Here is a 24,390-nt window from a genome sequence, read left to right on the forward strand (position 1 = left end):
ACATTTGCACACAAATTTTTGATCCACATCAACGCCCTTCCGCGCCGTGAACGTTTTTCGCAAGCAAGCCGGCAGATTCCGCAGGCTGACCGCCACCCAAATCCTCACCCTGCTGCGCAATCAGCAACCCCGGCAAGCCGCCCTGCTGCGGCTGCTGCCCTGCCTGTCGATGCTGGCCGTGTGCGCGGTGCTGCTCGATTCCCTGCTGCCCATTCCGCTGTGGGCCATCGCCAGCCTGACCGTGGTCATGGCCGCCTACATCGCCCACAACTGCCAGTCCTTTGTCGCCACCCAGCGCAGAAAGTCCACGCTGCGCCATCTCGCGCGCTCCTGCCTGCTGCACGCCGGCTGAAGCACAAGTGCCCCTGGGTGCCGGGCGTCAGGCACCGCCTCTGGCATAGGCCGTCAGCGCCTGGGCCACGGCCTTGAAGACCACGGCGCAGCGCTCGCTCTTGCGCAGGTCCTCGTGCATGGCCACCCAGGTATCGAGCTTCCATGAAAACGCCTGGGGCAGCACCCGCACCAGGCCCGGCTCCCGGGCCGCCAATGCCGACTGGCACACGCCAATGCCAAAGCCCGCGCGGATGGCGCCCAACTGGGCCAGGTCGCTGTCCGAGCGCAGCGCCATGCCTTCGCGCGTGAGCATGGGAAACTGCTGCTGCATCTTTCGGATCAGGGCGCTTTCATGGTCGAAGCCGATGAGCGAATGCCCGGCCAGGTCCTCCAGCGATTCCGGCACGCCGCGTGCGGACAGATAGCTTTCATGGGCATGCAGCCCCAGCTCAATGGCGCCGATATGGCGTGCCACCAGCGCCTCCTGCTGCGGCCGGAACATGCGCACGGCCACGTCGGCCTCGCGGCGCAACAGGTCGTCCACCGCGTTGGACAGCACCAGCTCGATGCCCAGTTCAGGGTGTGCCGCGCGCAATTGCGCAAGCACAGGCGGCAGCACCTCCACGCCCACCACCTCGCTGGCCGTCAGCCGCACCGTGCCGCGCACGCCCGAGCCATGGCTGGCCGCCACGCGGCGCAGCGCGGCCGCCGTCGCGGCCATGCTGGCTGCATAGGGCTGAAGCTCGTAGGCCGCCTCCGTGGGCGCGAAGCCATCGGATGAGCGGGTGAACAGTTGCAGGCCCAGCGCCGACTCCAGCCCGTCGATGTGCCGGCCCACGGTCGGCTGCGCCACACCCATGGCCCGGCCCGCCGCTGACAGCGACCCGGACTCCAGCACCTGCAAAAAACTGCGATACCACTCCCAGTGGGGTTCCGACATCACTCATCCATTCATTTATGCATGGACACCAGAGAATTCTAGGCAATTTTCTTTTTGCAGCGGGTTGCTGACACTGAGGCTGTCACCACAGGACCCAGCCCATGCCATCCATTGCACTCTTCGGCGCCGCAGGCGCCATCGGCCAGAGCCTGGCCACCGCGCTCAGACAACAGGGCCGCGCCTACCGCGTAGTCGGCCGCAACGCAGCCAGCCTGCGCCAGACCTTCGGCGCCGACCCGCTGGCCGAGATCGTCCCCTGGAACCCGGACAGCACCGGCTCCGTCGAGGCTGCCGCCCACGGCGTGGACACGCTGGTCTACCTGGTGGGCGTGAACTACTGGCAGTTCGCATTGCATCCCGAGCTCATGCGCAGGACGCTGGACGGCGCCATTGCCGCCGGCGTGCGCCGCATCGTACTGATCGGCACCGTCTATCCCTATGGAAAGGCGCAGGCCCATGCCGTGAAGGAAGACCATCCACGCAACCCGCATACCTTCAAGGGACGCATGCGCAAGGCGCAGGAAGACCTGCTGCTGCAGGCCCACGCACAGGGCCGCATCGAGGCCGCCGTACTGCGCCTGCCCGACTTCTACGGCCCGGGCGTGCACAACAGCCTGCTGCACGGAGCCTTCGAGGCGGCGGCCCGTGGCGGCCGGGCCGACATGGTCGGCCCGCTGGACCGGCCGCATGAGTTTGTCTATGTGCCCGATGTGGGCCCCGTCGTGGCGCGCCTGATCGGCACGCCGCAGGCTTTCGGCAAGGTCTGGCACCTCGCCGGCGCGGGGGCGATCACGCAGCGCGACGTCGTCTCGGAGATCGAACGCCTGACCGGCAGGCCGTTGAAGCTGCGCGTTGCAGGAAAGACCGCGCTGCGCCTGGCCGGCCTGTTCAACCCCTTCATGCGCGAGCTGGCCGAGATGCACTACCTGCTGACCGATCCGCTGATCATGGAGGACTCCGCCCTGCACGCCCTGCTGGGCCCCATCGCCAAGACGCCCTATGCGCAGGGCATACGCGCAACGCTCAACGCCGCCATGGCAAGTGCCGACTCACACTTGGCTGCGGCCTGAGCCTGGCCTGCAGCCCGAAAACAAAAAAGCCCTGACAGCAAAACTGTCAGGGCCTTTGTCTATCTGGCAGGGGAGGAAGGACTCGAACCCTCGCATGCCGGAATCAAAATCCGGTGCCTTTACCAACTTGGCGACTCCCCTAGAAGACCTAAATTCTAATACGTTTTTTTGGCCCGAAATCCAAAATTCCAAAAATTTCGACACCGCCAAAGTTGTCTTCATGGCGCGGCCAGGGCTCCCTCAAGACAGCGGAGTATCGCCTCCCGCCCCATCGCCGTGAAACAGCCAATGAAGACAAACACGGACTCCGAGACCCTGGCCCCATGCAGGCTGGCAATGCGCAAGCGCCCACCCACCACGTGGACTTCCTGGACGCTGTCCTGCCCGCCCAACCGCACGATGCCCTTGGCCCGCAACAGGGGGACAGGCAGCGTACGCAGCGCCTGCCGCAACCGCTGCCGGTCAAAGCAGCGGCGCGTTGCGTAGGAAAAGCTGCCCACTTCGGCCATGCCGGCCATGTTCCCGGCCTGGCTTTTCCAGGAGCCGCCCGCTTGCAGCAGGCCTTGCGGGCGGCGTGGCGAGGCAGCCGCATCAATGAACACGGCCAGCGGTATCTCGCCATGTCGGGCAGCCAGCACCACGGCACCGGGCGCCATGCCGGCCACGCGCGCGGCCACCTTTTCGGTGGCACATGCGCCGGCCAGATCGGCCTTGGTCAGCACCAGCGCCGTCGCGCCCGAGATCTGGCGGCGGACCATGTCGCCGACCAGCGGGTCGCAAAGTTGCTCATCGACGTCCTGGACATCCACCGCCACCAGGATGGCGTTGAGCTGCAGTGCGGGGTCGAGCATGCCGACCTGGGCGATGCGCACGGGGTCGGAGACGCCGCTGGCCTCGATGACCAGCAGGTCCGGTCGGTCAGGCCGCGCGCCCACGGCGGCCAGGGCTTCGGCCAGCCGGCCGCCGATGGAGCAGCAGATGCAGCCGTTTTCCAGCTGCAGCACGTCGCTGCTGCGCGTGCGGATCAGGGCGGCGTCGATGTTGATCTCGCCGAAGTCGTTGACCAGCACGGCCACGCGCAGGCCATCGGCGCGCTCCAGCAGCCGGTTGAGCAAGGTGGTCTTGCCCGCGCCCAGGTAGCCGCCCACGACGACCATGGGAACGGGCGCCCGCTGCGCCGCGGCGGCCGGCGTGCTCATGGCGCTGACCCGGGCGCGGGGAAGATGCGGCCGCCCAGCACGGTGCCCCAGACCTTCACGTCCTTGAGGGCCGCTGGCGCCACCGCGCGGGGATCGTCCTCCAGCACGGCGAAGTCCGCCAGCTTGCCGGGCTCGATGCTGCCCACGCGCTGCTCCAGTTTCAGGGTGCGGGCCGCGCCCATGGTGATGGCATGCAGGGCGTCGTCCACCGACAGGCGCTCGGCCTCGCCCAGCACGCGGCCTGAAGCGGTTTCGCGCTGCACCGCGCACCAGGCGGTGAACAGGGGGTGGATAGGGGTGATGGGCGCATCGGAATGCATGGCGAAATCCATGCCCAGGCGCCGCGCCGTGCCCGCTGCATTCATGCGCGAGGCCCACTGCATGCCCACGGTCTGCTCGGCGTGGGCATCGCCCCAGTAATAGAGATGGTTGGAGAAGAAGTTGACACACATTCCCAGGCGCGCGGCGCGCTGCAGCTGGGCGCTGCTGGCCAGCTGGCAGTGCTGCAGGGTGTGGCGATGGTCGGCGCGCGGGTGCCTGGCCAGCAGGTCCTCGATCACATCCAGCACCACCTCGGTGGCCTCGTCTCCGTTGGTGTGGATGTGCAGTTGCAGACCGGCCAGGTGGAAGGGCTCGAACAGCGCGGGCAGCTGCGACGGAGGAATCAGCCACAGGCCGTTGGGCTGCCCGCCCGCATAGCCGGGAGCGCGCAGGCGCGCGGTGAAGCCCTGGATGGAGCCGTCCACGATGAACTTGACGGGGCCGAACTGCAGCTTGTCGCTGGCCGAGGACGCCGCTGCAGCATGCACGCGCGCGGCACCGCCTTCCGGGTTGCGCTGCGGCGCGAAGGCCGGGACGATGCGCAGCGGATAGGCCGCGTCGCCCGTGACTTCGCGCAGCGCGGCCAGGCCCTGGGGCGAGAGATCGCTGACCAGGTCGGTGGCCGTGGTCACGCCCGCGAGCTGGGCCACGCGGCCGAACTTCCAGATCGCCTCGCGCTGCTCGGCGGCGGCCAGCGACAGCGCGCTGCCGATCACCTTCTGCACGGGGTACATGGCGGCGAATTCCTGCAGCTCGCCCGTGGGCTGGCCCTCGGCGTCCTTGTGGATGCCGTCGATGTCGGTGTCCTCGTCAATGCTGGCCAGCGCCAGCATGGCCGAGTTCACGTTCATCAGGTGCACGCTGGCATGCAGGATGACGATGGGCCGTGTGGCGGAGACACGGTCCAGCTCGCGCACCGACAGCCGGCTGCTGCCGAAGAGGATGGGATCGAAGCCCCAGGCCAGCAGCGTGGCCTGCGCATCGGGCAGGGCACGCTCGGCCTCGGCCAGGCGCGCCAGCACGGCGTCCAGCGTGCGCAGGCCGGGCCACAGGCGGCCCTCGGGATCGCGTCGATCGAAGTAGCCCAGGTACACGGCCTCCCACATGGCGCCTTCCATCAGGTGGCTGTGCGCCTCGATCAGGCCGGGCATGAGGACCTTGTCGCACAGGCGGTCGATGCGCTCGGCCTCGGGCCAGGCAGCCATGTCGGCCTCCTGGCCAACGGCCAAGATGCGGCCGCCCTGCACGGCCACATGGGTGGCCTGCGGCTGGGCCGGGTTCATGGTGAGGATGGTGCGCGCCACAAAGACCTGCGTGCGCGCGTTCTCGTCGTGGTTCATGGTGGTGGTCTTTTTCAGGCGGCCTTGACGCGCGCGGCACCCGGCAGATAGTGGACGATGGCCGTGACCAGCAGGTTCAGCGCCAGGCTGATGAAGCCCAGGTTGATGCCGCCGAAATCCGGCTGCTGGATGTACAGCGCAATGGCCAGCGCCTGGCCGCAGGCAATGCCCAGGGCAACGGCCATGGGCCGGATGCGCCAGCCGAAGAGGATGGCCATCATTCCGGGGAAGAACTGCGTCACGCCGTAGTAGGTGGTGTTGATCAGCGTCAGCATCAGGTTGGGCGTGAGCAGCGTCATCACGATGGACAGCACCAGGTAGATGACGATCACCACCTTGGCGCCCTGCTTTTGCTTGGCCTCGGGCAGGCCGGGCAGCAGGTTGCGGGCCACGATGGGGCCGATGGCCAGGCAGATGCCCGCCAGCACCAGCAGGCCCGACAGCGCGGCGCCTGCGGCCACCAGGCCCAGCAGCCAGTCGGGCAGCAGTCGCACGGCAGCCGCGAAGAAGGCCTCGTTGGGCGATGCCAGCTGCAGGTTCTGGCTGATGGCGTAGTACGAGGCCAGCACCAGGAAGGGGTACATCAGCATGTACAGCGGCATGGCGATCTGGGTGCGGCGAATGGTGTGCGAACTCTTGGCCGTGAAGAAGTTCTGCACGGCGAACGGCATCATGTAGAAGCCCAGCGCCTGGAACAGCATGGTGCTCATGGAAAAGCGCAGCTGCGTATCGGTCATGTGGTTGCTGACCTTGGCGCTGGCGGCGGTGAACACATCGCCCACGCCCGCATGCCAGCCCACGGCCACGCCCGTGGCGATGATGGCCACCACCATCAGGATGTCCTTGAGGATGGCGATATAGGCCGAGGCGCGCACCCCCGAGATGGCGATGTAGGTGAAGGCCAGGCCCGCCGAGATCAGCAGCAGGTGCAGCGGCTGGAAATTCCATCCCAGGCCCTTGAGCGCGGCCACCAGCCCCGTGAACTGCAGCTGGCCCCAGGGCAGCAGGAACAGGATGGCCGAGCCGGCCACGATCAGCTCCAGCGCACGGCTGCCGAAGTGGCCCTTGAACAGGTCCGGCAGCGTGATGGCGTTGTGCCGCAGCCCCGCCTTCCAGATCATGGGGCCGAGGAAGTAGCCCAGCGGATAGGCCAGCAGGATGTAGCCCAGGAACCAGACGCCATAGGTCGGCCCCTTGGCGTAGATGCCGCCCGGAAAGCCGACCATGGTGCCGATGCTGTAGATCTCGCCGGCGGCCAGGAAGAACACCAGGTAGGCGCCGAACTGGCGGGAGGCGACGAAGAAGTCATGCACGCTCTGCGCACCCTTGCCCGTGCGCGAGCGGATGGCCAGGTACAGGGACAGCGCGATGAAGCCCAGAAAGACTGCGGTGGTCATGGCGGTGCTCCCTTCAGGCGGACTGCGCGTCGTCGGCTTCGTGGCGGTCGAACATCAGCCAGCACACGAGCATGCACAGCGACGTCAGCACGAACCACATGAAGATCCACAGGTAGATGAAGGGCACGCCCAACACGAAGCGATCGACGGACGCGACCCAGGGAAGCAGGCCGATCACCGCGATGTACGGGATGCCTATGCCGATGAACAGCTTGAGCATGGTTTGTCTCCTTTTGCTCCGATGAAAGAGTTGGCGGTTGTGGCCGCTCTATAGAACATTTCAATGTCCCTGGATGCGATCTTAGGAAGCGCCTACCTATAATTCAAATGAAAAATTTGCCAACAAACCATGAGGACTCCGCATGGATACACAGAAGCTGCGGCACCTGCTGGCCATCGTCGAGCACGGCACCTTTTCCGACGCGGCGCGCGCCGTGCACCTGACCCAGCCGGCGCTGAGCCGCAGCATCCGCGCGCTGGAAGATGAACTCAGGGCGCAGCTGTTCGACCGGGGCGCGCGGCGCGCCCGGCTGACGGTGTTTGGCGAGCTCGTGGCCGAGCGCGCACGCCGCATGCGGCTGGAGGAAACCCAGTTGCGGCGTGACCTGGAGCTGCTGCGCGGCGGCCAGGAAGGCGCGCTCGCCATTGGCGTGGCGCCCGCGCCCGCGGCGCTGCTGCTCAAGCCCTTTCTGATCCACATGGCGCAGGCGCATCCGCGCGTGAAGGTGCGCGCCGAAATGGGTGCCACCAGCGCATTGCTGCAGCTGCTGCGCAACGAATCCATCGATGCCATCGTCGGCGACGCCTACGTGCTGCGCGCCGCCGATGACGTGGAGATGGAACTGCTGGGCGAGCTGCCGGCCGGCCTGGTCTGCCGCGCGGGCCACCCCGTGCTGCAAAACCCCGGCATGGACGAGATCCGCCGCTACCCGCTGGCCACCACCACGTTGAGCACGGCCATGACACGGCAAATGGCCGAGCTGTGGGGCCAGGGCATCGAGCCCGACAAGCTGTTCACCCTGCACTGCAACGACCTGGACCTGCTGCGCGGCGTGACCCTGGCCACGGACACCTTGCTGTTCGGCGTGCTGTCCATCACCCGCAAGGAGCGCGCCAGCGGCGCCATGGCCGAAGTGCCCCTGCCCGCCGATCCCCGCCGATGCGGCCGCTACGGCATGGCGCGCATGGCCGCGCGCACCCTGTCACCGGCGCTGGACACGGCCTACGCCTTCACGCGCACGCACTGGCGCGAGCTGTCGGAGCACGATCAGGAGCCCGGTTGATCGACGCTCAGCCGGCCGCCGGGGCCTGTGCATGTGCCTGTGCATGCGCCAGGCCCAGCGGCAAGGTCTGCGCGCGCAGCCAGTCCAGCACCAGGGCGAAGCTGGCCTCGTCCTGCACCGGCCGGGGCGACATGAGCACGTAGTGCGAGCCATCGGCCACGAAGCCGCGCGGCGCGCACAGCGTGCCGCTGGCCAGGTCATCGGCCACCAGTGCCAGCGGGCCGATGGCGACGCCGGCCCCGGCCACGGCGGCCTGCAGGCTCAGGTAGAAATGCTCGAAGCGCACCTCGCGACCGGCCCGCAGCGGCACGCCGGTCAGTTCGCTCCAATGCCGCCATGCGTCCGGCCGCGACTGCGTATGCAGCAGCACCCCGCCCAGCGGCCCTGAGCGTGCCAGCGCCTTGGCAAGCGCGGGCTTGCAGACGGGCCCCACGCGCTCTTGCACAAAGGGCTCGGCCACCACATCGGCGCCCATGTCGAAATCCGCGCGGCGTATGGCCAGATCAATGCCCTCGCGCGCAAAGGGCACGGAGCCGCCGGCCGATACCAGGCGCAGCTCGCGCTGCGTGCCGATCGCTTCCTGCAAACCACCCAGACGCGGAATCAGCCAGCGCATCAAAAACGTGGGCTCGCACGACAGCACCAGCGGCCGGTCCGGCCCTGCCGCCTGCCGCGCGCGGCCCAGCGCGCCGCGCAGGCGCTCCAGCGCCAGGGCCACCTCCTCGGCCAGCACGCGGGCCGTGGGCGTGGCAATGATGCTGCGGTTGCTGCGCTGGAACAGCGCAAAGCCCAGCGCCTCCTCCATGTCGCGCACGGCACGGCTCACGGCGCCATCGGTCAGGTGCAGCTCGCGCGCGGCCTTGGAGACACTGCCATGGCGCACCGTGGCCTCGAAGGCGCGCAAGGCAGACAGCGGCGGCATGTGGACGGGTGCGGGCATGGCAATGGCGGCTCTAGACAGGTGGAACAGCGGACTTTCAGTTGAACATTGCTCAATTGAATGATGAGTCTATATCGATTTATTACTGGAGCATCTTCATGCAAAGTAAGCCCATCGATTGAGGTTTCAGCAAGAACCATGAAGCACTCCAGCCTCAACTCCGCCAACCCCTCGGCCAGCACCCCGGCCAGCGCGCCCCTGGCCATCACCATGGGCGATCCATTGGGCATCGGGCCCGAGATCATCGTCAAGCTGGCAATGGATCCTGCGCGGCCCTGCACGCCGTTTCTCGTCATCGGCGACATCGCCCGGCTGCAGCGGGCGGCCGATGGGCTGGGCGTCCATCCGCAGATCCGGGCCATCGAGACACCGGCCCAGGTCCCTGCCCTGGTGCCGCCCGCCACGCTCTTCGTGCTGCAGGCCGGCGAGGACCTGCCGCCGGACCTGCCCTGGGGCTGCGTCGATGCACGCGCCGGCGCGGCCTGCCATGCCTATATCCAGCGCGGCATCGACCTGGCCCTGGCTGGCGACGTCTCGGGCCTGGTGACCGCCCCCATCCACAAGGAAGCGCTGCGCGCGGCAGGCTGCCCGCATCCGGGCCATACCGAGATGCTGGCCGAGCGTTCCGGCACACGCGACTTCGCCATGATGCTCGCCAATGATGAGCTGCGGGTGCTGCTGGTCTCCATCCATGTGCCGCTGCAGCAGGCCATCGCCTCCGTGACCATGGACAACGAGCTGCGCGCCATTCGCCTCGCGCACCAGGCCTGCCGCGCGTTCGGCATCACCCGGCCCCGGGTGGCCGTGGCAGGGCTCAATCCGCATGCCGGTGAAAACGGTCTGTTCGGGGACGAGGACCGCTCGGTGATCATCCCCGCCATTGCCGCCGCGCGCGCCGAAGGCATCGACGCCAGCGGCCCCTGGCCCGGCGACACGGTCTTCATGCGGGCGCGCCGGGGCGAGTTCGACGTGGTGGTCGCCCAGTTCCATGACCAGGGGCTGATTCCCGTGAAATACCTGGGTGTGGAGCAAGGCGTGAACATCACCGTGGGCCTGCCCTTTGTGCGCACCTCGGTGGACCATGGCACGGCCTTCGACATCGCGGGCACGGGCCGCGCCGACCACGCCAGCCTGGCCTGCGCGCTGCGCCAGGCGGCAGCCATGGTGCAGGCCACCCGTACCGGTGCCAGCGCACGAACGCAGCGCCCGGACTTCATCTTCATGCTCACACAGCAGGACAGGACCATTGCCGATGCGCGCGAGCGGCTGCGCGAGGTGCTGGCCCAGGGCGTTCGCCATGTGGGCTTCAAGGACATCGGCCTGCCCCTGCCCGAGCTGCATGCCCTGGCCCGGGACATCCGGGCGGGCGGCGCCAGGGTCTATCTGGAGGTTGTCAGCCTGGACGAGGCCAGCGAAGTGGCCTCGGCCCGCGCGGCGGTCGACATCGGGGTGGACGTGCTCATGGGTGGCACACGGCCCGAGGCGGTGCTGCCCGTGCTGCGCGGCAGCGGCATTGCGTACTACCCGTTTCCCGGCAAGGTGAGCGGGCATCCGAGCGTGCTTTCAGGCCCGGTACAGGACATCGTGGCCAGCGCCCGCCGCATGGCGGGGCTGGACGGCGTGCATGGCCTGGATCTGCTGGCCTACCGCTTCCACGGCGATGTGCCGGCCCTGATCAAGGCCGTCTGCGATGCGGTGGACAAACCCGTGGTCGTAGCCGGCTCCATTGATCGCAGTGAACGCATCGCGGCCGTGCTGGCCGGCGGCGCAGCGGGCTTCACGATAGGCACTGCCGCCTTCGAGGAGACTTTTCCGGCCGCGCGGCCCGGGCTGGCGGCGCAATTGCAGGCCATACAGGCGCTGGTGGACTGACCATGTCGGCTATGCCGGCCCGCGCCTCGCACGCCGGGGCCACGGTCCAGCAGCAGCTGCAGCGGTTTCGCCCACCGGTGCCCGGGCGTTCTCACAGCCCCAGGTACAGGGCCAGCAGCGAAACGGCGGCCGGCACGGCCTGCACCCAGAGGATCTTGCGGCTGGCCGTGGCGGCGCCATACAGGCCTGCCACCAGCACGCACAGGAGAAAAAAGTACTTGAACGCCAGGCCGTCGGCGCCCTGCGCCAGCCCCCAGATCAGCCCTGCGGCGAGAAAGCCGTTGTAAAGCCCCTGGTTGGCGGCCAGCGTCCTGGTCTGCTGCGCAAATTCCTGCGTCAGCCCAAAGGCCTTCCTGCCAGCCGGCCGGTCCCAGAGAAACATCTCCAGCACGAGGATGTAGACATGGATTGCGGCGACGATGCCTATGAGAACGTTGGCCATCTGGGTGGATAGGAAAGTGGACAGGCCCCTGTATACGGGATGCATCCGCCGCCGTCCATGCCCGCCGCGCCACACATGGCCTGCAACGGCCTGCCCGTGTCACCCGGAAGACTTGCTGCCGGGTGGCACGGGCTTTTCCACTGGCTTTTGCGCACTCTCTGCCGGCGCCACGGCACCTGCGGCCGCACCGCCCAGCGCACCGGCCACGCTGCCTACCGTGCCGCCCACCACCACACCCACCGGGCCTGCAATGACCGCACCGGCGGCAGCGCCGGCAGCGGCTCCGGCCAGTACGCCGCCGCCGATGAACACCGAGCGTGACTCGCGCTGCGCATCCTGCGGCGACAGCTGGTACTGGGCAGCTGCCTCGGGGTCCTGGGAAGGTACGCCGTGGCCCGGTCGTGCCTGTTCGGCCAGGTCTTCGTCCTCCACCGCATCTGCAGACACCGGCGGGATGGATGGCTTGTTGCTTGCATTCATGGGAATCTCCTTCGGGGATGGACCGTGGACGCGGGACTGCATCCGCAGCATCCCTCTTGCAGTTTTCGTTGTACGCCTGTGCCCGCCAGGCCGACGCCGGCCCAGGCTTCACTGCCGCGTCAGCAAAGGGCCGCAGCTGCGCAGACCATGACTACAAGGGCTCGTAGGACCTGGCCTCCGGCGCCCAAGGACCCTCCTACGCCGGTCGCGGCGCACCGACTACCCGGAGCACTTCATTGCGGTCCTAAGCTGGAACCCAGAAGCACACAGGCTTCGACTTCGCCAGGCGATGCACGGGCTTTGAAGGGGCCGCCTCCCGCGCCTTTTCCCATGCCGCATCGCCCAGCCGCCAGATGCACAGCGTCGGCGTGCCAGCACCAACCCACTCAATGGAGAGCCTCATGGTCACACCCAACACCGTATCGAGCGTCATTTCTTCCGAAACCGTCAGCGGCACCAATGTCTACAACCCCGCAGGCGACAAGCTGGGCAGCATAGACACGCTGATGATCGACAAGCTGTCCGGCAAGGTGCGCTACGCCGTGATGGAATTCGGCGGCTTCCTGGGCATCGGCACGGACCGCTATCCGCTGCCCTGGGAATCCCTCAAGTACGAGCCCGACATGAACGGCTACGTGGTGTCGCTCACGCGCGAGCAGCTGGACAACGCGCCCCGCTATGAGCGCGACACGGCACCGGCCTACACCGATGAATATGGACGCCGCGTGAACGATTACTACGGCGTGCCCTACCTGTAAATCCCGACCCTTGCGGTCTTTGACACAGCCCCGTTCGCGGGGCGTTTTCTTTGGTGCGGATAGCTGGCCAAGGAAGAACGCCCTGCGCGACTTCACTCCCTCATTCCAGGAGAACTCCCATGAATACCACCCCACCGGCCATCGACCACAAGGCCTGCATGGATGCCTGCCAGGCCTGCATCATTGCCTGCAATACCTGTGCTGCCGCCTGCCTGAAGGAAACAGACGTCCAGATGATGGCCGCCTGCATTGCCCAGGATCTTGAATGCGCGCAGGTCTGCGAACTGGCCGTGGCCTCAATGGCGCGCCAAAGTCCGCATGTCTCAGACATCTGCCGCCTGTGCGCCCGCATCTGCCAGGCCTGCGCCGACGAATGCGGCAAGCATTCCCACGACCATTGCCAGACCTGCGCGGCAGCCTGCCAGCAATGCGCCATGTCCTGCAATCTCATGGGCATGCAATCGCATTGACGCCGCTGGCCTTTGTCACGACAGCCGGCCAGGCGCCCATCCTGCAAACCGGCAGGAAAAAAAGCCACCGGCGCTGTCGTCATCCGCCCTATATCGGCAGCCTTCGACGCTGCCTACACTTTGATGCATATCCACGCACAAAGGAGATGGGCATGGCACTGAACATCAGCATAGAACAGCGGTTCCTTACCCTCCTGGGCCAGTTGAAGCACATGCCTCCCTGCTCATCCCGCCAGGAAGCGCACGACATGCTCCTGCTGCTGTGGATGCGCATCTGCGAAGGCGCAGGCGCGCGCAGGCAATTGCTCAACAGCATGCGCCAGCGCACGCTGTGCGCAGAGCACGGCTGGAAAAACCTCGACAAAAGCCCCTGCTACTGGGATTCGGAGACCACGCCGGGCATCCGAATCTATCTGCATGCCAATGGCACCATCGTCATTCAAAGACAGGGCGGAGCGCAGGATTCCGAAATCCTGCACTTCAGCAGCCACCGGGAGTTTGTCGAGGCGTAGACAAAGGCCTCGCGCTCAATCCCGAACAATGGCGGAATATTGAAAAACCTAGGTGCAAACACCGACGATGTCCCACATGCGACATCGACCCTGTCTCCATAAAATGCGTCATTGTGTAGCACACTATCCATGAGGAACATATGACAGCAGATTACAAAACCCTGCTCAGGCAAAAGAGCGAGCTTGAGGCACGGATTGCCGAAACGCTGAAGGCGGAGAAAGGCGGAGTCATCGCCAAGGTCCGAGAACTCGTCCATGAGTTCGGATTGACCCACGACGACATCTTCAGCGCCCGCAAATCCAAGTCCGCCAACATTGGCGTGCCGAAATACCGGGACCCCGCCACCGGAGCCACCTGGACGGGACGGGGCAAGCCGCCGCGCTGGATCGAAGGCAAGGACCGCAAGGCCCTCGAGATCTGAGCATGGCCCGCCAACGCGGGCATTTTTTATGGCGGCCCCAATCGCCCGGACTCTCGCCAAGCAATGCCGGAAACAGAAAAACCCAGTGCTATTCACATAGCACTGGGTTTCATGTTTTTGGCGGAGAGGGAGGGATTCGAACCCTCGGTACGTTCGCACGTACGCCTGATTTCGAGTCAGGTACAATCGACCACTCTGCCACCTCTCCGCAGCGTCGAAGCTGAAATTATAGCCTAAAAATTCAGGCCTTCAGCAAAGTCTGTCCACCCATATACGGGCGCAGCGCCTCGGGGATGGTCACCGAGCCGTCGGCGTTCTGGTAGTTCTCCAGCACCGCCACCAGCGTGCGGCCCACGGCCAGGCCGGAACCGTTGAGGGTGTGCACCAGCTCGTTCTTGCCCTGGGCATTCTTGAAGCGCGCCTGCAGGCGGCGCGCCTGGAAGGCCTCGCAGTTGGAGACCGAGCTGATCTCGCGGTAAGTGTTCTGCGCAGGCAGCCAGACTTCCAGGTCATAGGTCTTGGCCGAGCCAAAGCCCATGTCGCCCGTGCACAGGCTCATCACGCGGTAGGGCAGGCCCAGCTTCTGCAGCACGGCCTCGGCGTGGCCGGTCATCTCTTCCAGCGCCTCGTAGCTCTTTTCCGGATGCACGATCTGCACCATCTCGACCTTGTCGAACTGGTGCTGGCGGATCATGCCGCGCGTGTCGCGGCCGTAGCTGCCTGCCTCCGAGCGGAAGCAGGGGCTGTGGGCCGTGAGCTTGATGGGCAGCTGGTCCTCGGCCACGACCACGTCGCGCACGAAGTTGGTCAGCGGCACCTCGGCCGTGGGAATCAGGTAGAGCGCCGCGTTGTCGGGCACGGGCTCGCCGTCCTGGCCGCCCTTCTTGGCGGCGAACAGGTCGCCCTCGAACTTGGGCAACTGGCCCGTGCCGCGCAGCGAGTCGGCATTGACGGCGTAGGGCACATAGCACTCGGTGTAGCCATGCGAGTCGGTCTGCAGGTCGATCATGAACTGCGCCAGGGCGCGGTGCAGGCGGGCGATGGGGCCCTTCATCACGGTGAAGCGCGAGCCCGACAGCTTGACGCCCATGTCGAAATCCAGGCCCAGCGGCTGGCCCACGTCCACATGGTCCTTGACCTCGAAATCAAAGGTCTTGGGCGTGCCCCAGCGGCGCGCCTCCACATTGCCGCTTTCGTCCGCACCGACGGGCACGCTTTCGTGCGGAAGGTTGGGCACGGCCAGCAGCATGGCGTGCAGCTCGCCCTGGATCTGCTCCAGGCGCGTGGCCGACTGGTCCAGCTCGGTCTTGAGGCTGCCGACTTCGGCCTTGGCGGCCTCGGCAGCGTCCTTCTCGCCCTTGCCCATCAGCATGCCGATCTGCTTGGACAGCTGGTTGCGCTTGGACTGCAGCTCCTCGGTCCGTGTCTGCAGGGACTTGCGCTCTGCTTCCAGGGACTGGAAGGCCTCCACGTTCAGGAAGGCCTGGGGCTTTTTGCGGGTCTCCAGCCGTGCGACGGCCGAGTCAAGGTCTTTGCGAAGAAGAAGGATATCGAGCATAGCCGGCAATTTTAGGCGGTATCGCCATGGCAGCGCCCGCCCCTGGGCGTTGGGGGTCTTGCCGCTACAGAAATCCCGCGCCGGCGCCGATACTTCCAATATGCCGCCCACAGCGGTTTGCGCACCCGGGAGCACCCATGTTTTTTGTCTTCGGTCCCAACGGACAGATGTTTCGCGGTCCCGCCGAGCGGCTGGGCCAGGTGGCGCCCGTGCGCCGCGTACAACGCCCGCAGGCCCTGCGCACGCGCTCGGCCGATGTGATGGCCGACGATGCAGCCGCCTCGTTCCCCGCCATCCTGGCCGACCTCGCGGGCCAGCCTGCCGGCGCGCCGGAGCCCGCTCCGCGCAGCCGTGGCGCGGTCGATGCCTACCTTTCCACGGAAAAAGGCCCCAGCCAGCCACGCCAGCCCCTGCAGACCGTGGCCGACGTGATGAGCCACGAGGCCGTGACGGTGTCGCCCGAGGCCGGTGTCAACGACGCCTGGCGCGTGCTGGCCGAGCACGGCGTGGCCCAGGCCCCCGTGCTGGATGCCGGTGGCCGCGTGGTCGGGCTGCTGCTGCGTGCCGACATGGCGCCGCTGGACCTGCTGCCCGAGCCCGGTGCGATCAAGGACGCCATTGCCCTGGCGCGCCGGCCCGTGAACGAGGTCATGATCTCCCCCATACCCACGGTGGCCACCACCACCGACCTGCGCCGCGTGGCCGGCGTGCTGCTGGAGACCGGCCTGCCGGGCCTGCCCGTGACCGATGAGCAGGGCCTGCTGGCCGGCTTCATCAGCCGCACCGACATCCTGCGCGCCGTGGCCTCCGATCCGCCGCTGGATCTGTGGAGCTGAGGCTTTCGGCCCCACCATGCAAAACGGGCGCCAGGCGCCCGTTTGCTTTTTGGCCAATGTCCGCTGCGCCTGCGGTTCAGCCGCCCGTCTCGGGCTGCTTGCCCACGGAGATCTCCAGGCCCGTGGCCACGTCGATCTTCAGGCCCTTGGGCAGCGGGAACTTCACGGTCTCCTCGATGCCATCCATCTTGCGCACCGACAGCGCGCCCAGCTGGCGCAGGCGCTGGATGACCTCGTCCACCAGCACCTCGGGGGCGGAGGCGCCGGCCGTCAGGCCCACGCGCCCGGCATTGGCAAACCATTCCTCGCACAGCTCGCCCGCGTTGTCCACCATGTAGGCGGGCGTTCCCAGGCGCGCGGCCAGCTCGCGCAGGCGGTTGCTGTTGGAACTGGTGGGGCTGCCCACGACGATGAGCACATCCACCTGCGGCGCCAGCACCTTGACGGCGTCCTGGCGGTTTTGCGTGGCGTAGCAGATGTCCTGCTGCTTGGGCTCGCGCACCTGCGGAAAGCGCGCGCGGATGGCCGCCGTGATGCCGGCGGCATCGTCCACCGACAGCGTGGTCTGCGTGACCACGGCCAGCTTCTCGGTCTGGCGGGGAGTGACACGTGCCACATCGGCCTCGTCCTCGACCAGGTGGATGCCCTCGGACAGCTGGCCCATGGTGCCCTCGACCTCGGGATGCCCCTTGTGGCCGATCATCAGGAACTCGTAGCCTTCCTTGGCCAGCTTGGCCACTTCCACATGCACCTTGGTCACCAGCGGGCAGGTGGCGTCGAAGATGGAGAAACCGCGCCGCCGCGCCTCTTCCTGCACTGCCCGGCTCACGCCGTGGGCGCTGAACACCAGGGTGGCGCCGGGCGGCACGTCATCCAGCTCCTCGATGAAGATCGCTCCCTTGGCCTTGAGATCGTTGACCACGAAGGTGTTGTGCACGATCTCGTGGCGCACGTAGATGGGCGCGCCGAACTTGGCCAGCGCACGCTCCACGATCTCGATGGCGCGGTCCACGCCGGCACAGAAGCCCCGGGGCTCGGCCAGCAGGATTTCCTGGGGCGAGGTCGTATCCGGCACCTCAGAGCACCCCGATGATCTGCACTTCGAAGGTCACCGGCTGGCCGGCCAGCGGGTGGTTGAAGTCGAACAGCACGGCGCCGTCCTCGCGCACCTGCACCACGGCACCCGCGTAGCTGCCCAGGCCGTCGGGCGTGGGGAACTGCACCACGTCGCCGGGCGCGTACTGCTCGTGCGGGTCGCCCAGCTCGTTCATCAGCTTGCGCGCCACCCACTGCATCATGTCGCCGTTGCGCTCGCCGAAGGCTTCGCCGGCCGGCATCTCGAACGTGGTGCGCGTGCCTTCGGCCAGGCCCAGCAGGCGCTGCTCGACGGCGGGCGACAGCTCGCCCGCGCCCAGGGACAGCGTGGCGGGCTTGTCGTTGAAGGTGTTGATCACATCGCCTGCAGGCCCGGACAGGCGGTAGTGCAGCGTAAGGAACGAGCCGGCCTGGACCGTGGGGTGGGCCGGGGAAGAAGCGCTAGAGGTCATGGAAGTCCCGATAAACTGGCCCGTATTGTAGAAAAACATCCATGTCCCCACGCCCCGTGCAACGGTGCCCCTGCGGCGCCCCTCACCTGGCTGAACCATGGCTCTCAAAGACCTGCCCGCCCAGGCCCAGCCGCGCGAAAGGCTCGCGGCACACGGCCCCTCGGCGCTTTCCGACATCGAACTGCTGGCCATCGTGCTGCGCACCGGCATGGCCGGCAAGGGCGTGCTGCAGCTGGCCCAGGAACTGCTGCAGCTGCCCGGCCGGCCCGGCCTGTCCGGGCTGCTGCAGGCCGGACACGCCGACCTGAAGGCCATCAAGGGGCTGGGGCCTTCCAAGAGCGCACAACTCCTGGCCGTGCTCGAACTGGCGCGCCGCGCCACGGCCGAGCAACTGCGCGAGCGCCCTGCCCTGGCCTCGCCCGAGGCCGTGGCGCGCTACCTGCAGCTGCACCTGGCAGCACGCCAGCACGAGGTGTTCGCCGTGCTGTTCCTGGACAGCCAGCACCGGCTGATCGCGCTGGAGGAGATGTTCCGCGGCACGCTCACGCGCACCAGCGTCTACCCCCGGGAAGTGGTGCTGCGCGCCCTGCACCACCACGCGGGTGCCGTCATCCTGGCCCACAACCACCCCAGCGGCCATGTCCAGGCCAGCGCTGCGGACAGGGCCGTCACGCAGAGCCTGCAGGCTGCCCTGGGCCTGATGGACATCCAGGTGCTGGACCATGTGATCGTCGCGCCGGGCGCCGCGCTGTCCATGGCGGGCCAGGGGATGCTGTAGGACCCCGGCTGGGCCCGCCATGGCCGCCGGGGTGCCGAAATTGCGGTACAACCGGCGTCACCATGACTTTGAAAGCCACCAGCCTGCAGGATCTCGCGCCAGTGCGCCGCGCACTGGCCGAAGCCGCCGCCCAAGAGGCCCTGCTCCAGCAGCAGCGCGCCGAGGCGGCGCGCCGCCTCCTGGCCGAGCAAAAGCTGTTCGAAAACACCGTGGGCCCGGTGCATGCGCTCAAGTCCGCGCACGCCCGCCACCTCCATGCCCCCGAGCCCCCCGAGCCGCTGCCCCTGCAGCTGGAGCTGGACGAGCAGCGCGTGCTGCAGGAGGCCATGAGCGACGAGTTCGACGTCAGCACCCTGCTGGACACCGACGACCAGCTCAGCTTCCGGCGCCCCGGCATCGGCCTGGACGTGACCCACAAGCTGCGCGCCGGGCAGTGGAGCATCCAGCGCCAGCTGGACCTGCACGGCCTGCGCGTGGACGAGGCGCGCGAGGCGCTGGGCCAGTTCATCCGCCTGTCCCACCGCACCGGCATACGCTGCGTGCGCGTGGTGCACGGCAAGGGCCTGGGCTCGCCCGGCAAGACCCCCGTGCTCAAGGGCCGCGTGCTGCGCTGGCTGGTGCAGAAAAAGGAAGTGCTGGCCTTTGTGCAGGCCCGCCCGGCCGAAGGTGGCGCGGGCGCCCTGGTCGTCCTGCTGCAGCCGGGCAAGCGCCAGCTGTACTGAAGGCGTGGATGGCGTGAGCGGTGATGGGGTTCAGGCCGCGGCCACCGCCGCCGCCTTGCGCGCCCGCCCTATCACCAGCGCCATCACCGCCGCCACCAGGCAGGCCAGGCCGGCCGCATACAGCGCGGGCGTATAGGTCAGCAGCAACGTGCGCGTCAGGCCTGCGCCCCAGGCAGCGGCGGCCGCGCCCAGCTGGTGGGCCGCGAAGATCCAGCCGAACACCAGCCCCACCTTCTGCGGCCCGAAATGCTGGGCCGTGAGCTTGACCGTGGGCGGCACCGTGGCGATCCAGTCCAGCCCGTAGAACATGGCGAACAGGCCCAGGCCGTAGAAGGTGAACTCCGAATGCGGCAGCCAGAACAGTGACAGGCCGCGCAGCCCGTAGTACCAGAACAGCAGCTTGCGGTTGTCGTAGCGGTCCGACAGCCAGCCCGACAGCACGGTGCCCACGAAGTCGAAGGCCCCCATCATGGCCAGCACCGACGCGGCGGGCACCGCGCCCATGCCGTTGTCGCCGCACAGCGAGATGAAGTGCGTCTGCACCAGGCCGTTGGTGGACAGGCCGCAGATGAAGAAGGTGCCCGCCAGCAGCCAGAAGGTGCGGTTGCGCGCGGCCTCGGCCAGCACCTTGAAGGGCGTGCCGAAGTTCATGGCCATGGCCGGTGGCGGCGGGGCCGAGGCATCGCCGCCAAAGGGCGCCAGGCCCAGGTCCGAAGGCCGGTCCCGCACGAACAGCAAAGCCAGCACGGCAATCAAGGCGCTGGCCACGAACACCGGCACCGTGGCCGAGCGCCAGCCCCAGTGCTCGATCATCCAGGCGGCCAGCGGCAGGAAGGCCAGCTGCCCCGTGGCCGCACTGGCCGTGAGCACGCCGATGACCAGGCCCCGCCGCGCCGCAAACCAGCGGTTGGCCACCACGGCGCCCAGCACCAGCGCCGTCAGGCCCGTGCCCATGCCCAGCAGCAGGCTCCACAGCAAAAACAGATGCCACAGCTGCGTGGCCTGCGTCACCATCGCCATGGCGCCGCCCACCAGGGCCAGGCCCATGCACATCACGGCACGCAGGCCGAAGCGCTCCATCATCACCGCCGCAAACGGCCCCAGCAGGCCGAACAGCGCAAAGCGCAGCGCCAGGCTGCTCGATATCTGCTCCGTACTCCAGCCGAACTCGCGCGACAGCGGCTGCAGCATGGCGCCCGGCAGGCCCAGCGCCGCCGACATGGTCAGCATGGTGAGGAAAGTGATGGCCGCGACCAGCCAGCCGTAGTGGATGCCGCGCCGCTGCAGCCAGCGCGCCGTGGAGTTGGAGAGCATGGGAGTCTCTTCGGGGGTTGGGAATTCGGTAGGGCCTACGCCTGCGGGCCGTCTGCAGCGTGGCCATCGCCATCGAGCAGCACCAGGCATTCGTCGATCAGCGCATGCAGGGCCGCCACGCGCTCCAGGCCCACGCGGGCGTTGAGCTCGTTCTGTGCGGTCTTCCAGCTTTGCTTGGCCTCTTCGCGCTTGGCCTGGCCCGCGTCGGTGATGTGCACCAGGCGGCTGCGCTGGTCCTCGCCCTGGCCCATGCGCACCCAGCCGGCGTCGATCAGCGGCTTGAGGTTGCGCGTCAGCGTCGAGGCGTCCATGCGCATGCGCCGCGCCAGGTCCGAGGGCCGCACCGGACTGGCGGCCAGCACATGGCTGAGCAGCGAGTACTGGGTGATGCGCAGCCCCGTCTCGTTCAGATGGGCGTCGTACACCTGGCCCACGCTGCGCATGAGCTGGCGCACGCGGTGGTTGGTGCAGCCCTGGGGCACGGCGAGGATGTCTGGATTCACTGGCATGGCGCAGATTATTGCATATACAACTGTTGTAGATACAATAATATCCACGCCGCCATCCCAGACAGCCTGGCGCCCGCACTTTTCCCAATGAAAGAGAGACATTCCATGGACACCCGCACCCACTCCCCGGAGCAGGCCGCCCGCAACACAACCTCCAGCGTCACCTCCGGCGCCATCTCCCCTGCCCTGCAAGCCTGGCTGGACGAGGAACAGGCGGTCACCCTCCGGCTGGACGCCGGCCCCGGCGCAGGCGTGTCGCGCCCCGACCAGGTCGCAGGCCGCAGCGGGCTGGAGCTGATGCAGGCCATGCTGCGCGGCGAACTGCCCTACCCGCCCATTGCACGCACGCTGGACTTCATGCTGATTTCCGTGGGCGAAGGCAGCGCCGTCTTCCAGGGCCGCCCCGGCGCCAACCATCTCAACCCCATGGGCACGGTGCACGGCGGCTGGTTCGCCACCCTGCTGGACTCGGCGCTGGGCTGCGCCGTCCACACCTGCATGCCGCCGGGCCGGGGCTACACCACGGCCGAGCTGGGGGTGAACCTGGTCAAGGCCCTGACCCCGCGCGTGCCGCGCGTGCGCGCCGAAGGCCGCGTGCTGCACTGCGGCCGCCAGCTGGCCACGGCCGAGGCGCGCCTGGTCGGCCCCGACGGCACGCTCTACGCCCATGCCACGACCACCTGCCTGGTGTTCGAGATGCCGCCTGCGCGCTGAAGCCCGTTCGGCACAAGCAAAAAAGCCCCGTGCCAGATGCACGGGGCTTTTTTGTTGCTTGCCTGCCGGAACTTACTTCGACAGATCCAGGCGGTACTTGGACGTGCCCTTGCCCGAGCCGTCATCGGCCGCCACCAGCGAGATGTTGGCCAGGCCCGCCGCCTGCGCCACCGGCAGCGCGTTGGCGCCGGAGCTGAACACCACGTTGGCCGAGGTGGCCACCTTGGTGAAGCGCCAGCTCTTGGCCGCGCCATTGGCAGCGCGCGTGATGCTGCCGTTCTTGCGCACGTAGCCGATCACCACGTCGCGGTTGGCGTCCGGCGAGGCCCAGATGGCGCTGGAGCCGTCGAGCTTGGCGATGAAGCTCTTGCCGCTGGTGGCGCGGTAGTTGTTCGTGGCGATCACGAACTCCTGCGCGGGGTCGATGGCCTTGCCCAGGTACTGCAGGTTCTTGATGCGGCTGCCCACGGGCTGGGTCACGTCGATCTCGTACTGCACATCGGCCGTGGTGAACATGTCGAAGTTGTAGCCCGGGAAGGTGCTGATCAGCTGCTGCTCACCCGTCTTGGCCGGATCGATCTGGTTGAAGCGCTTGGCAGCGGCCTCCAGCCAGTCCTTGATGTCGGCGCCATTCACCTTCACCGCATACACGGTGTTGGGGTACAGGTACAGGTCGGCCGCGTTGTAGATGGCCAGCGGGCCCACGGCCACGTCGGTGTAGTCGGCGCCGCCCTGGAAGCCCGACTTGAACGGCGCGCTCACCGACAGCACGGGCAGCTGCGCGTACTGCGGCAGGCTGGCCTTCACATAGTCGGCCACATAGTCGCGCTGCGCCTGGTTGACGATCTGGATGGCGCCCGGGTCGCCCACATCGGCGAACAGCGTGCTCATGCGGAAGTCCGTGCTGCCGATGGGCGTCTTCACGTACTGGATGGCGGCCTGGTGCTGGCTCTCGATCAGCGGCGCCACCGTCGGGTCCACGGCCACGTAGGTGGCCTTGCCTGCGGCGTCCTTGCCGGTCTGGATATTGCGCAGCTCGCTCTTGCCCGCGCTCTTGTCCACGCTCCACTGCTTGCCGTCCCACTTGAGCGCCAGCTGGATCACGCCCAGCGCCTTGCCCCAGGAACTGGCCATCACCGACTGCACGCCGTTGATGGTGCCCGCCTTGTTGTCCACGCCCGCCTGCGTGAACGCCGGCGTGGCCGCCGTATCGGGGAACACGCCGTGCTGGTGGCCCATGACCATGGCGTCGATGCCGGCCACCTTGCTCAGGTGCAGGCCGGGGTTCTCCATCGTCGGCGAGTAGGCCGCGCCGTCCAGGCCGCCGTGCAGCATGGCCACCACCACGTCGGCGCCCTTGGCGCGCATCTCGGGCAGGTACTTCTGGGCGGACTCCACGGCGCCTTCGGTGTAGAGCTTGCCCTCCAGATAGCGCTTGTCCCAGTTCATGATGCCCGGCGTGGTGAAGCCGATCACGCCGATCTTGATGGGCAGCTCCACCGCCTTGCCATCCTTGTCCTTGGCCGCGATCTTGCGCTCCAGAATCACGTAGGGCTGCACCAGCGGCTGCTTGGTCTTGCTGCTGTAGACATTCGACAGCGCCACCGGAAAGCCATTGCCCGCGCACTTGACCGACTTGTCCACGCCGTCCACGTCCAGGCCGCCGCCCAGCACCTGGTTCAGGAAGGGCAGGCCGTAGTTGAACTCATGGTTGCCCAGCGTGCCCGCATCGAAGCCCAGCGCGCCCATGGCCTTGTACATGGACAGCTGCTGCGTGCAGGGGATCTTGGCCACCTCGGCCTCGTAGTCGGCCAGGGCCGTGCCCTGGATGGTGTCGCCGTTGTCCACCAGCAGCGTATTGGCAAACTCCTTGCGCGCCGCGCGCACCAGCGTGGCCGTGCGCTCGAAGCCGTAGGAGGCATCCTCGGCCAGCTTGAAATAGTCATAGCTGCGCACGTTGAAGTGCAGATCCGTGGTCTCCAGCACCGCCAGCGTGGCCGTCGCGGGCTGGCTGGCCACCGGGGGCGTCGTGCTGTCGTTGCTGTCGCTGCCACCGCAGGCGGCCACCAGCGCGGCGCTGGCCAGGACGCTCAGCGCCAGGCGGCGGGACAGGAGCAGGGATTGCAATGTGGGGAGTTTGCTCAGCGGCATGTGGTTTTTGTGGGGGTGGTGAAGGGGGGGAGTGTGGTGGTGGGGGTTTACAGGGGTGTGACAGCTGGTCTGTTCTGGTCTGGTCTTGGTCAGGTGCTGTTTTTTGTCCCTGCCGGGGGGTTGTTTTTCGAGGCCGGGTTTCGGCCCGGCGGCCGACCTACTTTCCTTTGTTTCGCCAAAGGAAAGTAGGCAAAGCAAAGGCGACCCGGATGTCCGCGACCCCTTCGCTTCGCTGCGGGGCAACCTGCGTCGGGCCACCTGCGGGGTTCGCTGCGGAACTCGCTGCGTTCACTGCGTGAACTCCGCTCAGACAACCGCAGCGAGTCAGATCACGAAGCAGTCCTGTCCTTCGGCAGGACTGCAACCCCGCAGGCGGCCCGACGCAGGCGCTGACATACGGGGAGCTTGCTCGGGCCTTCGCTGCGCTCGGCCTGGTTTCTTGATACGCAGCCGTTAAACTTGCGGCAGGCCGAAAGGCTTGG

26 protein-coding genes and 2 tRNA genes are annotated in these 24,390 nt (G+C 67.4%); 12 read left to right on the top strand and 16 right to left on the bottom strand.

What is annotated here, in order from left to right; translation table 11 throughout:
- Positions 1-46 precede the first annotated feature (46 nt).
- A complete protein-coding gene (locus ACF8NF_RS21630) occupies positions 47-352 on the top strand; it encodes a hypothetical protein (RefSeq protein ID WP_061289345.1) in 306 nt (101 codons plus the stop codon).
- Between the two features lie 27 nt (positions 353-379).
- Here ACF8NF_RS21630 and ACF8NF_RS21635 read toward each other — a convergent pair whose 3' ends face one another.
- On the bottom strand, positions 380-1,273 hold the full coding sequence (locus tag ACF8NF_RS21635) for a LysR family transcriptional regulator (RefSeq protein WP_016450081.1): 894 nt from the start codon (positions 1,271-1,273) through the stop codon (positions 380-382).
- A 101-nt stretch (positions 1,274-1,374) separates the two neighbouring features.
- On the opposite strand from ACF8NF_RS21635, the gene ACF8NF_RS21640 reads away from it, so the two are divergent.
- Positions 1,375-2,343 (top strand): NAD-dependent epimerase/dehydratase family protein, encoded by a 969-nt coding sequence (locus ACF8NF_RS21640; protein ID WP_392451258.1) that lies wholly within the window; start codon positions 1,375-1,377, stop codon positions 2,341-2,343.
- 64 nt (positions 2,344-2,407) lie between these two features.
- Here ACF8NF_RS21640 and ACF8NF_RS21645 read toward each other — a convergent pair.
- The 5 genes from ACF8NF_RS21645 to ACF8NF_RS21665 form a co-directional block, all read right to left on the bottom strand.
- Positions 2,408-2,484, bottom strand: a tRNA-Gln gene (locus tag ACF8NF_RS21645).
- Positions 2,485-2,561: 77 nt separating this feature from the next.
- A complete protein-coding gene (locus ACF8NF_RS21650; RefSeq protein WP_061289351.1) occupies positions 2,562-3,542 on the bottom strand; it encodes a GTP-binding protein in 981 nt (326 codons plus the stop codon).
- A complete protein-coding gene (locus ACF8NF_RS21655; protein WP_392451259.1) occupies positions 3,539-5,203 on the bottom strand; it encodes an amidohydrolase in 1,665 nt (554 codons plus the stop codon). The genes ACF8NF_RS21650 and ACF8NF_RS21655 overlap by 4 nt, the downstream gene beginning before the upstream one ends.
- A gap of 14 nt (positions 5,204-5,217) precedes the next feature.
- Positions 5,218-6,600 carry a sodium:solute symporter gene (locus ACF8NF_RS21660; RefSeq protein ID WP_016450085.1) on the bottom strand — a complete coding sequence of 461 codons (1,383 nt, stop codon included), beginning with the start codon at positions 6,598-6,600 and terminating at the stop codon, positions 5,218-5,220.
- A 13-nt stretch (positions 6,601-6,613) separates the two neighbouring features.
- Positions 6,614-6,820 carry a DUF3311 domain-containing protein gene (locus tag ACF8NF_RS21665; RefSeq protein WP_046240982.1) on the bottom strand — a complete coding sequence of 69 codons (207 nt, stop codon included), beginning with the start codon at positions 6,818-6,820 and terminating at the stop codon, positions 6,614-6,616.
- Between the two features lie 142 nt (positions 6,821-6,962).
- Here ACF8NF_RS21665 and ACF8NF_RS21670 point away from each other — a divergent pair, with 142 nt between their 5' ends.
- Positions 6,963-7,883, top strand: a complete 921-nt coding sequence (locus ACF8NF_RS21670) for a LysR family transcriptional regulator (RefSeq protein WP_070080616.1) — start codon at positions 6,963-6,965, stop codon at positions 7,881-7,883.
- A gap of 7 nt (positions 7,884-7,890) precedes the next feature.
- Here ACF8NF_RS21670 and ACF8NF_RS21675 read toward each other — a convergent pair whose 3' ends face one another.
- Positions 7,891-8,823, bottom strand: coding sequence for a LysR family transcriptional regulator (locus ACF8NF_RS21675; protein WP_074923659.1), 933 nt, complete (start codon positions 8,821-8,823; stop codon positions 7,891-7,893).
- A gap of 138 nt (positions 8,824-8,961) precedes the next feature.
- On the opposite strand from ACF8NF_RS21675, the gene pdxA reads away from it, so the two are divergent.
- Positions 8,962-10,695 carry a 4-hydroxythreonine-4-phosphate dehydrogenase PdxA gene (pdxA, locus tag ACF8NF_RS21680; RefSeq protein WP_392451260.1) on the top strand — a complete coding sequence of 578 codons (1,734 nt, stop codon included), beginning with the start codon at positions 8,962-8,964 and terminating at the stop codon, positions 10,693-10,695.
- 91 nt (positions 10,696-10,786) lie between these two features.
- Here the strand turns inward: pdxA and ACF8NF_RS21685 are convergent, their stop codons facing one another.
- Both ACF8NF_RS21685 and ACF8NF_RS21690 read right to left on the bottom strand, forming a co-directional pair.
- Positions 10,787-11,137: a DUF1304 domain-containing protein gene (locus ACF8NF_RS21685; protein ID WP_279495500.1), complete on the bottom strand. Its 351-nt coding sequence runs from the start codon at positions 11,135-11,137 to the stop codon at positions 10,787-10,789.
- A gap of 99 nt (positions 11,138-11,236) precedes the next feature.
- Positions 11,237-11,617, bottom strand: coding sequence for a hypothetical protein (locus ACF8NF_RS21690; protein WP_016450091.1), 381 nt, complete (start codon positions 11,615-11,617; stop codon positions 11,237-11,239).
- A gap of 401 nt (positions 11,618-12,018) precedes the next feature.
- Between ACF8NF_RS21690 and ACF8NF_RS21695 the strand changes: the two genes are divergently transcribed.
- The 4 genes from ACF8NF_RS21695 to ACF8NF_RS21710 all read left to right on the top strand — a co-directional run bounded on the left by ACF8NF_RS21695 (position 12,019) and on the right by ACF8NF_RS21710 (position 13,779).
- Entirely contained in the window at positions 12,019-12,375 is a 357-nt protein-coding gene (locus ACF8NF_RS21695) for a PRC-barrel domain-containing protein (protein WP_016450092.1), read from the top strand.
- Between the two features lie 119 nt (positions 12,376-12,494).
- The gene (locus ACF8NF_RS21700) at positions 12,495-12,845 is read left to right on the top strand and encodes a four-helix bundle copper-binding protein (RefSeq protein ID WP_392451261.1); all 351 of its coding nucleotides are present in this window, start codon (positions 12,495-12,497) and stop codon (positions 12,843-12,845) included.
- Positions 12,842-13,357: a hypothetical protein gene (locus ACF8NF_RS21705; RefSeq protein WP_392451262.1), complete on the top strand. Its 516-nt coding sequence runs from the start codon at positions 12,842-12,844 to the stop codon at positions 13,355-13,357. The genes ACF8NF_RS21700 and ACF8NF_RS21705 overlap by 4 nt, the downstream gene beginning before the upstream one ends.
- 140 nt (positions 13,358-13,497) lie before the next feature.
- Positions 13,498-13,779 carry an H-NS family nucleoid-associated regulatory protein gene (locus tag ACF8NF_RS21710; RefSeq protein WP_151019920.1) on the top strand — a complete coding sequence of 94 codons (282 nt, stop codon included), beginning with the start codon at positions 13,498-13,500 and terminating at the stop codon, positions 13,777-13,779.
- A gap of 118 nt (positions 13,780-13,897) precedes the next feature.
- On the opposite strand, the gene ACF8NF_RS21715 is transcribed toward ACF8NF_RS21710, so the two are convergent.
- Positions 13,898-13,987: transfer RNA gene (locus ACF8NF_RS21715), tRNA-Ser, on the bottom strand.
- A 33-nt stretch (positions 13,988-14,020) separates the two neighbouring features.
- A complete protein-coding gene (serS, locus tag ACF8NF_RS21720; RefSeq protein ID WP_034367782.1) occupies positions 14,021-15,337 on the bottom strand; it encodes a serine--tRNA ligase in 1,317 nt (438 codons plus the stop codon).
- A 137-nt stretch (positions 15,338-15,474) separates the two neighbouring features.
- On the opposite strand from serS, the gene ACF8NF_RS21725 reads away from it, so the two are divergent.
- Positions 15,475-16,173, top strand: a complete 699-nt coding sequence (locus ACF8NF_RS21725) for an HPP family protein (protein WP_017406743.1) — start codon at positions 15,475-15,477, stop codon at positions 16,171-16,173.
- Between the two features lie 76 nt (positions 16,174-16,249).
- Here the strand turns inward: ACF8NF_RS21725 and ispH are convergent, their stop codons facing one another.
- Together ispH and ACF8NF_RS21735 are read right to left on the bottom strand one after the other, a co-directional pair.
- Entirely contained in the window at positions 16,250-17,248 is a 999-nt protein-coding gene (gene ispH / locus ACF8NF_RS21730; protein ID WP_392451264.1) for a 4-hydroxy-3-methylbut-2-enyl diphosphate reductase, read from the bottom strand.
- Position 17,249: 1 nt separating this feature from the next.
- Positions 17,250-17,720 (bottom strand): peptidylprolyl isomerase, encoded by a 471-nt coding sequence (locus tag ACF8NF_RS21735; protein WP_016450099.1) that lies wholly within the window; start codon positions 17,718-17,720, stop codon positions 17,250-17,252.
- A gap of 97 nt (positions 17,721-17,817) precedes the next feature.
- On the opposite strand from ACF8NF_RS21735, the gene radC reads away from it, so the two are divergent.
- Positions 17,818-18,498 carry a DNA repair protein RadC gene (gene radC, locus ACF8NF_RS21740; RefSeq protein WP_160853355.1) on the top strand — a complete coding sequence of 227 codons (681 nt, stop codon included), beginning with the start codon at positions 17,818-17,820 and terminating at the stop codon, positions 18,496-18,498.
- A gap of 62 nt (positions 18,499-18,560) precedes the next feature.
- Entirely contained in the window at positions 18,561-19,220 is a 660-nt protein-coding gene (locus ACF8NF_RS21745; RefSeq protein WP_013803859.1) for a Smr/MutS family protein, read from the top strand.
- A gap of 30 nt (positions 19,221-19,250) precedes the next feature.
- On the opposite strand, the gene ACF8NF_RS21750 is transcribed toward ACF8NF_RS21745, so the two are convergent.
- Entirely contained in the window at positions 19,251-20,534 is a 1,284-nt protein-coding gene (locus ACF8NF_RS21750; RefSeq protein ID WP_017406746.1) for an MFS transporter, read from the bottom strand.
- 35 nt (positions 20,535-20,569) lie between these two features.
- Positions 20,570-21,043 (bottom strand): MarR family winged helix-turn-helix transcriptional regulator, encoded by a 474-nt coding sequence (locus tag ACF8NF_RS21755; RefSeq protein WP_016454289.1) that lies wholly within the window; start codon positions 21,041-21,043, stop codon positions 20,570-20,572.
- Between the two features lie 105 nt (positions 21,044-21,148).
- Between ACF8NF_RS21755 and ACF8NF_RS21760 the strand changes: the two genes are divergently transcribed.
- Entirely contained in the window at positions 21,149-21,757 is a 609-nt protein-coding gene (locus tag ACF8NF_RS21760; RefSeq protein ID WP_046987361.1) for a PaaI family thioesterase, read from the top strand.
- A 72-nt stretch (positions 21,758-21,829) separates the two neighbouring features.
- Here the strand turns inward: ACF8NF_RS21760 and ACF8NF_RS21765 are convergent, their stop codons facing one another.
- Positions 21,830-23,908 (bottom strand): bifunctional 2',3'-cyclic-nucleotide 2'-phosphodiesterase/3'-nucleotidase, encoded by a 2,079-nt coding sequence (locus ACF8NF_RS21765; RefSeq protein ID WP_034367775.1) that lies wholly within the window; start codon positions 23,906-23,908, stop codon positions 21,830-21,832.
- Between the last annotated feature and the right edge of the window lie 482 nt (positions 23,909-24,390).

The sequence above is a fragment of the Delftia sp. WSY_22 genome, assembly GCF_043104185.1.
GTDB lineage: Bacteria > Pseudomonadota > Gammaproteobacteria > Burkholderiales > Burkholderiaceae_C > Comamonas > Comamonas tsuruhatensis.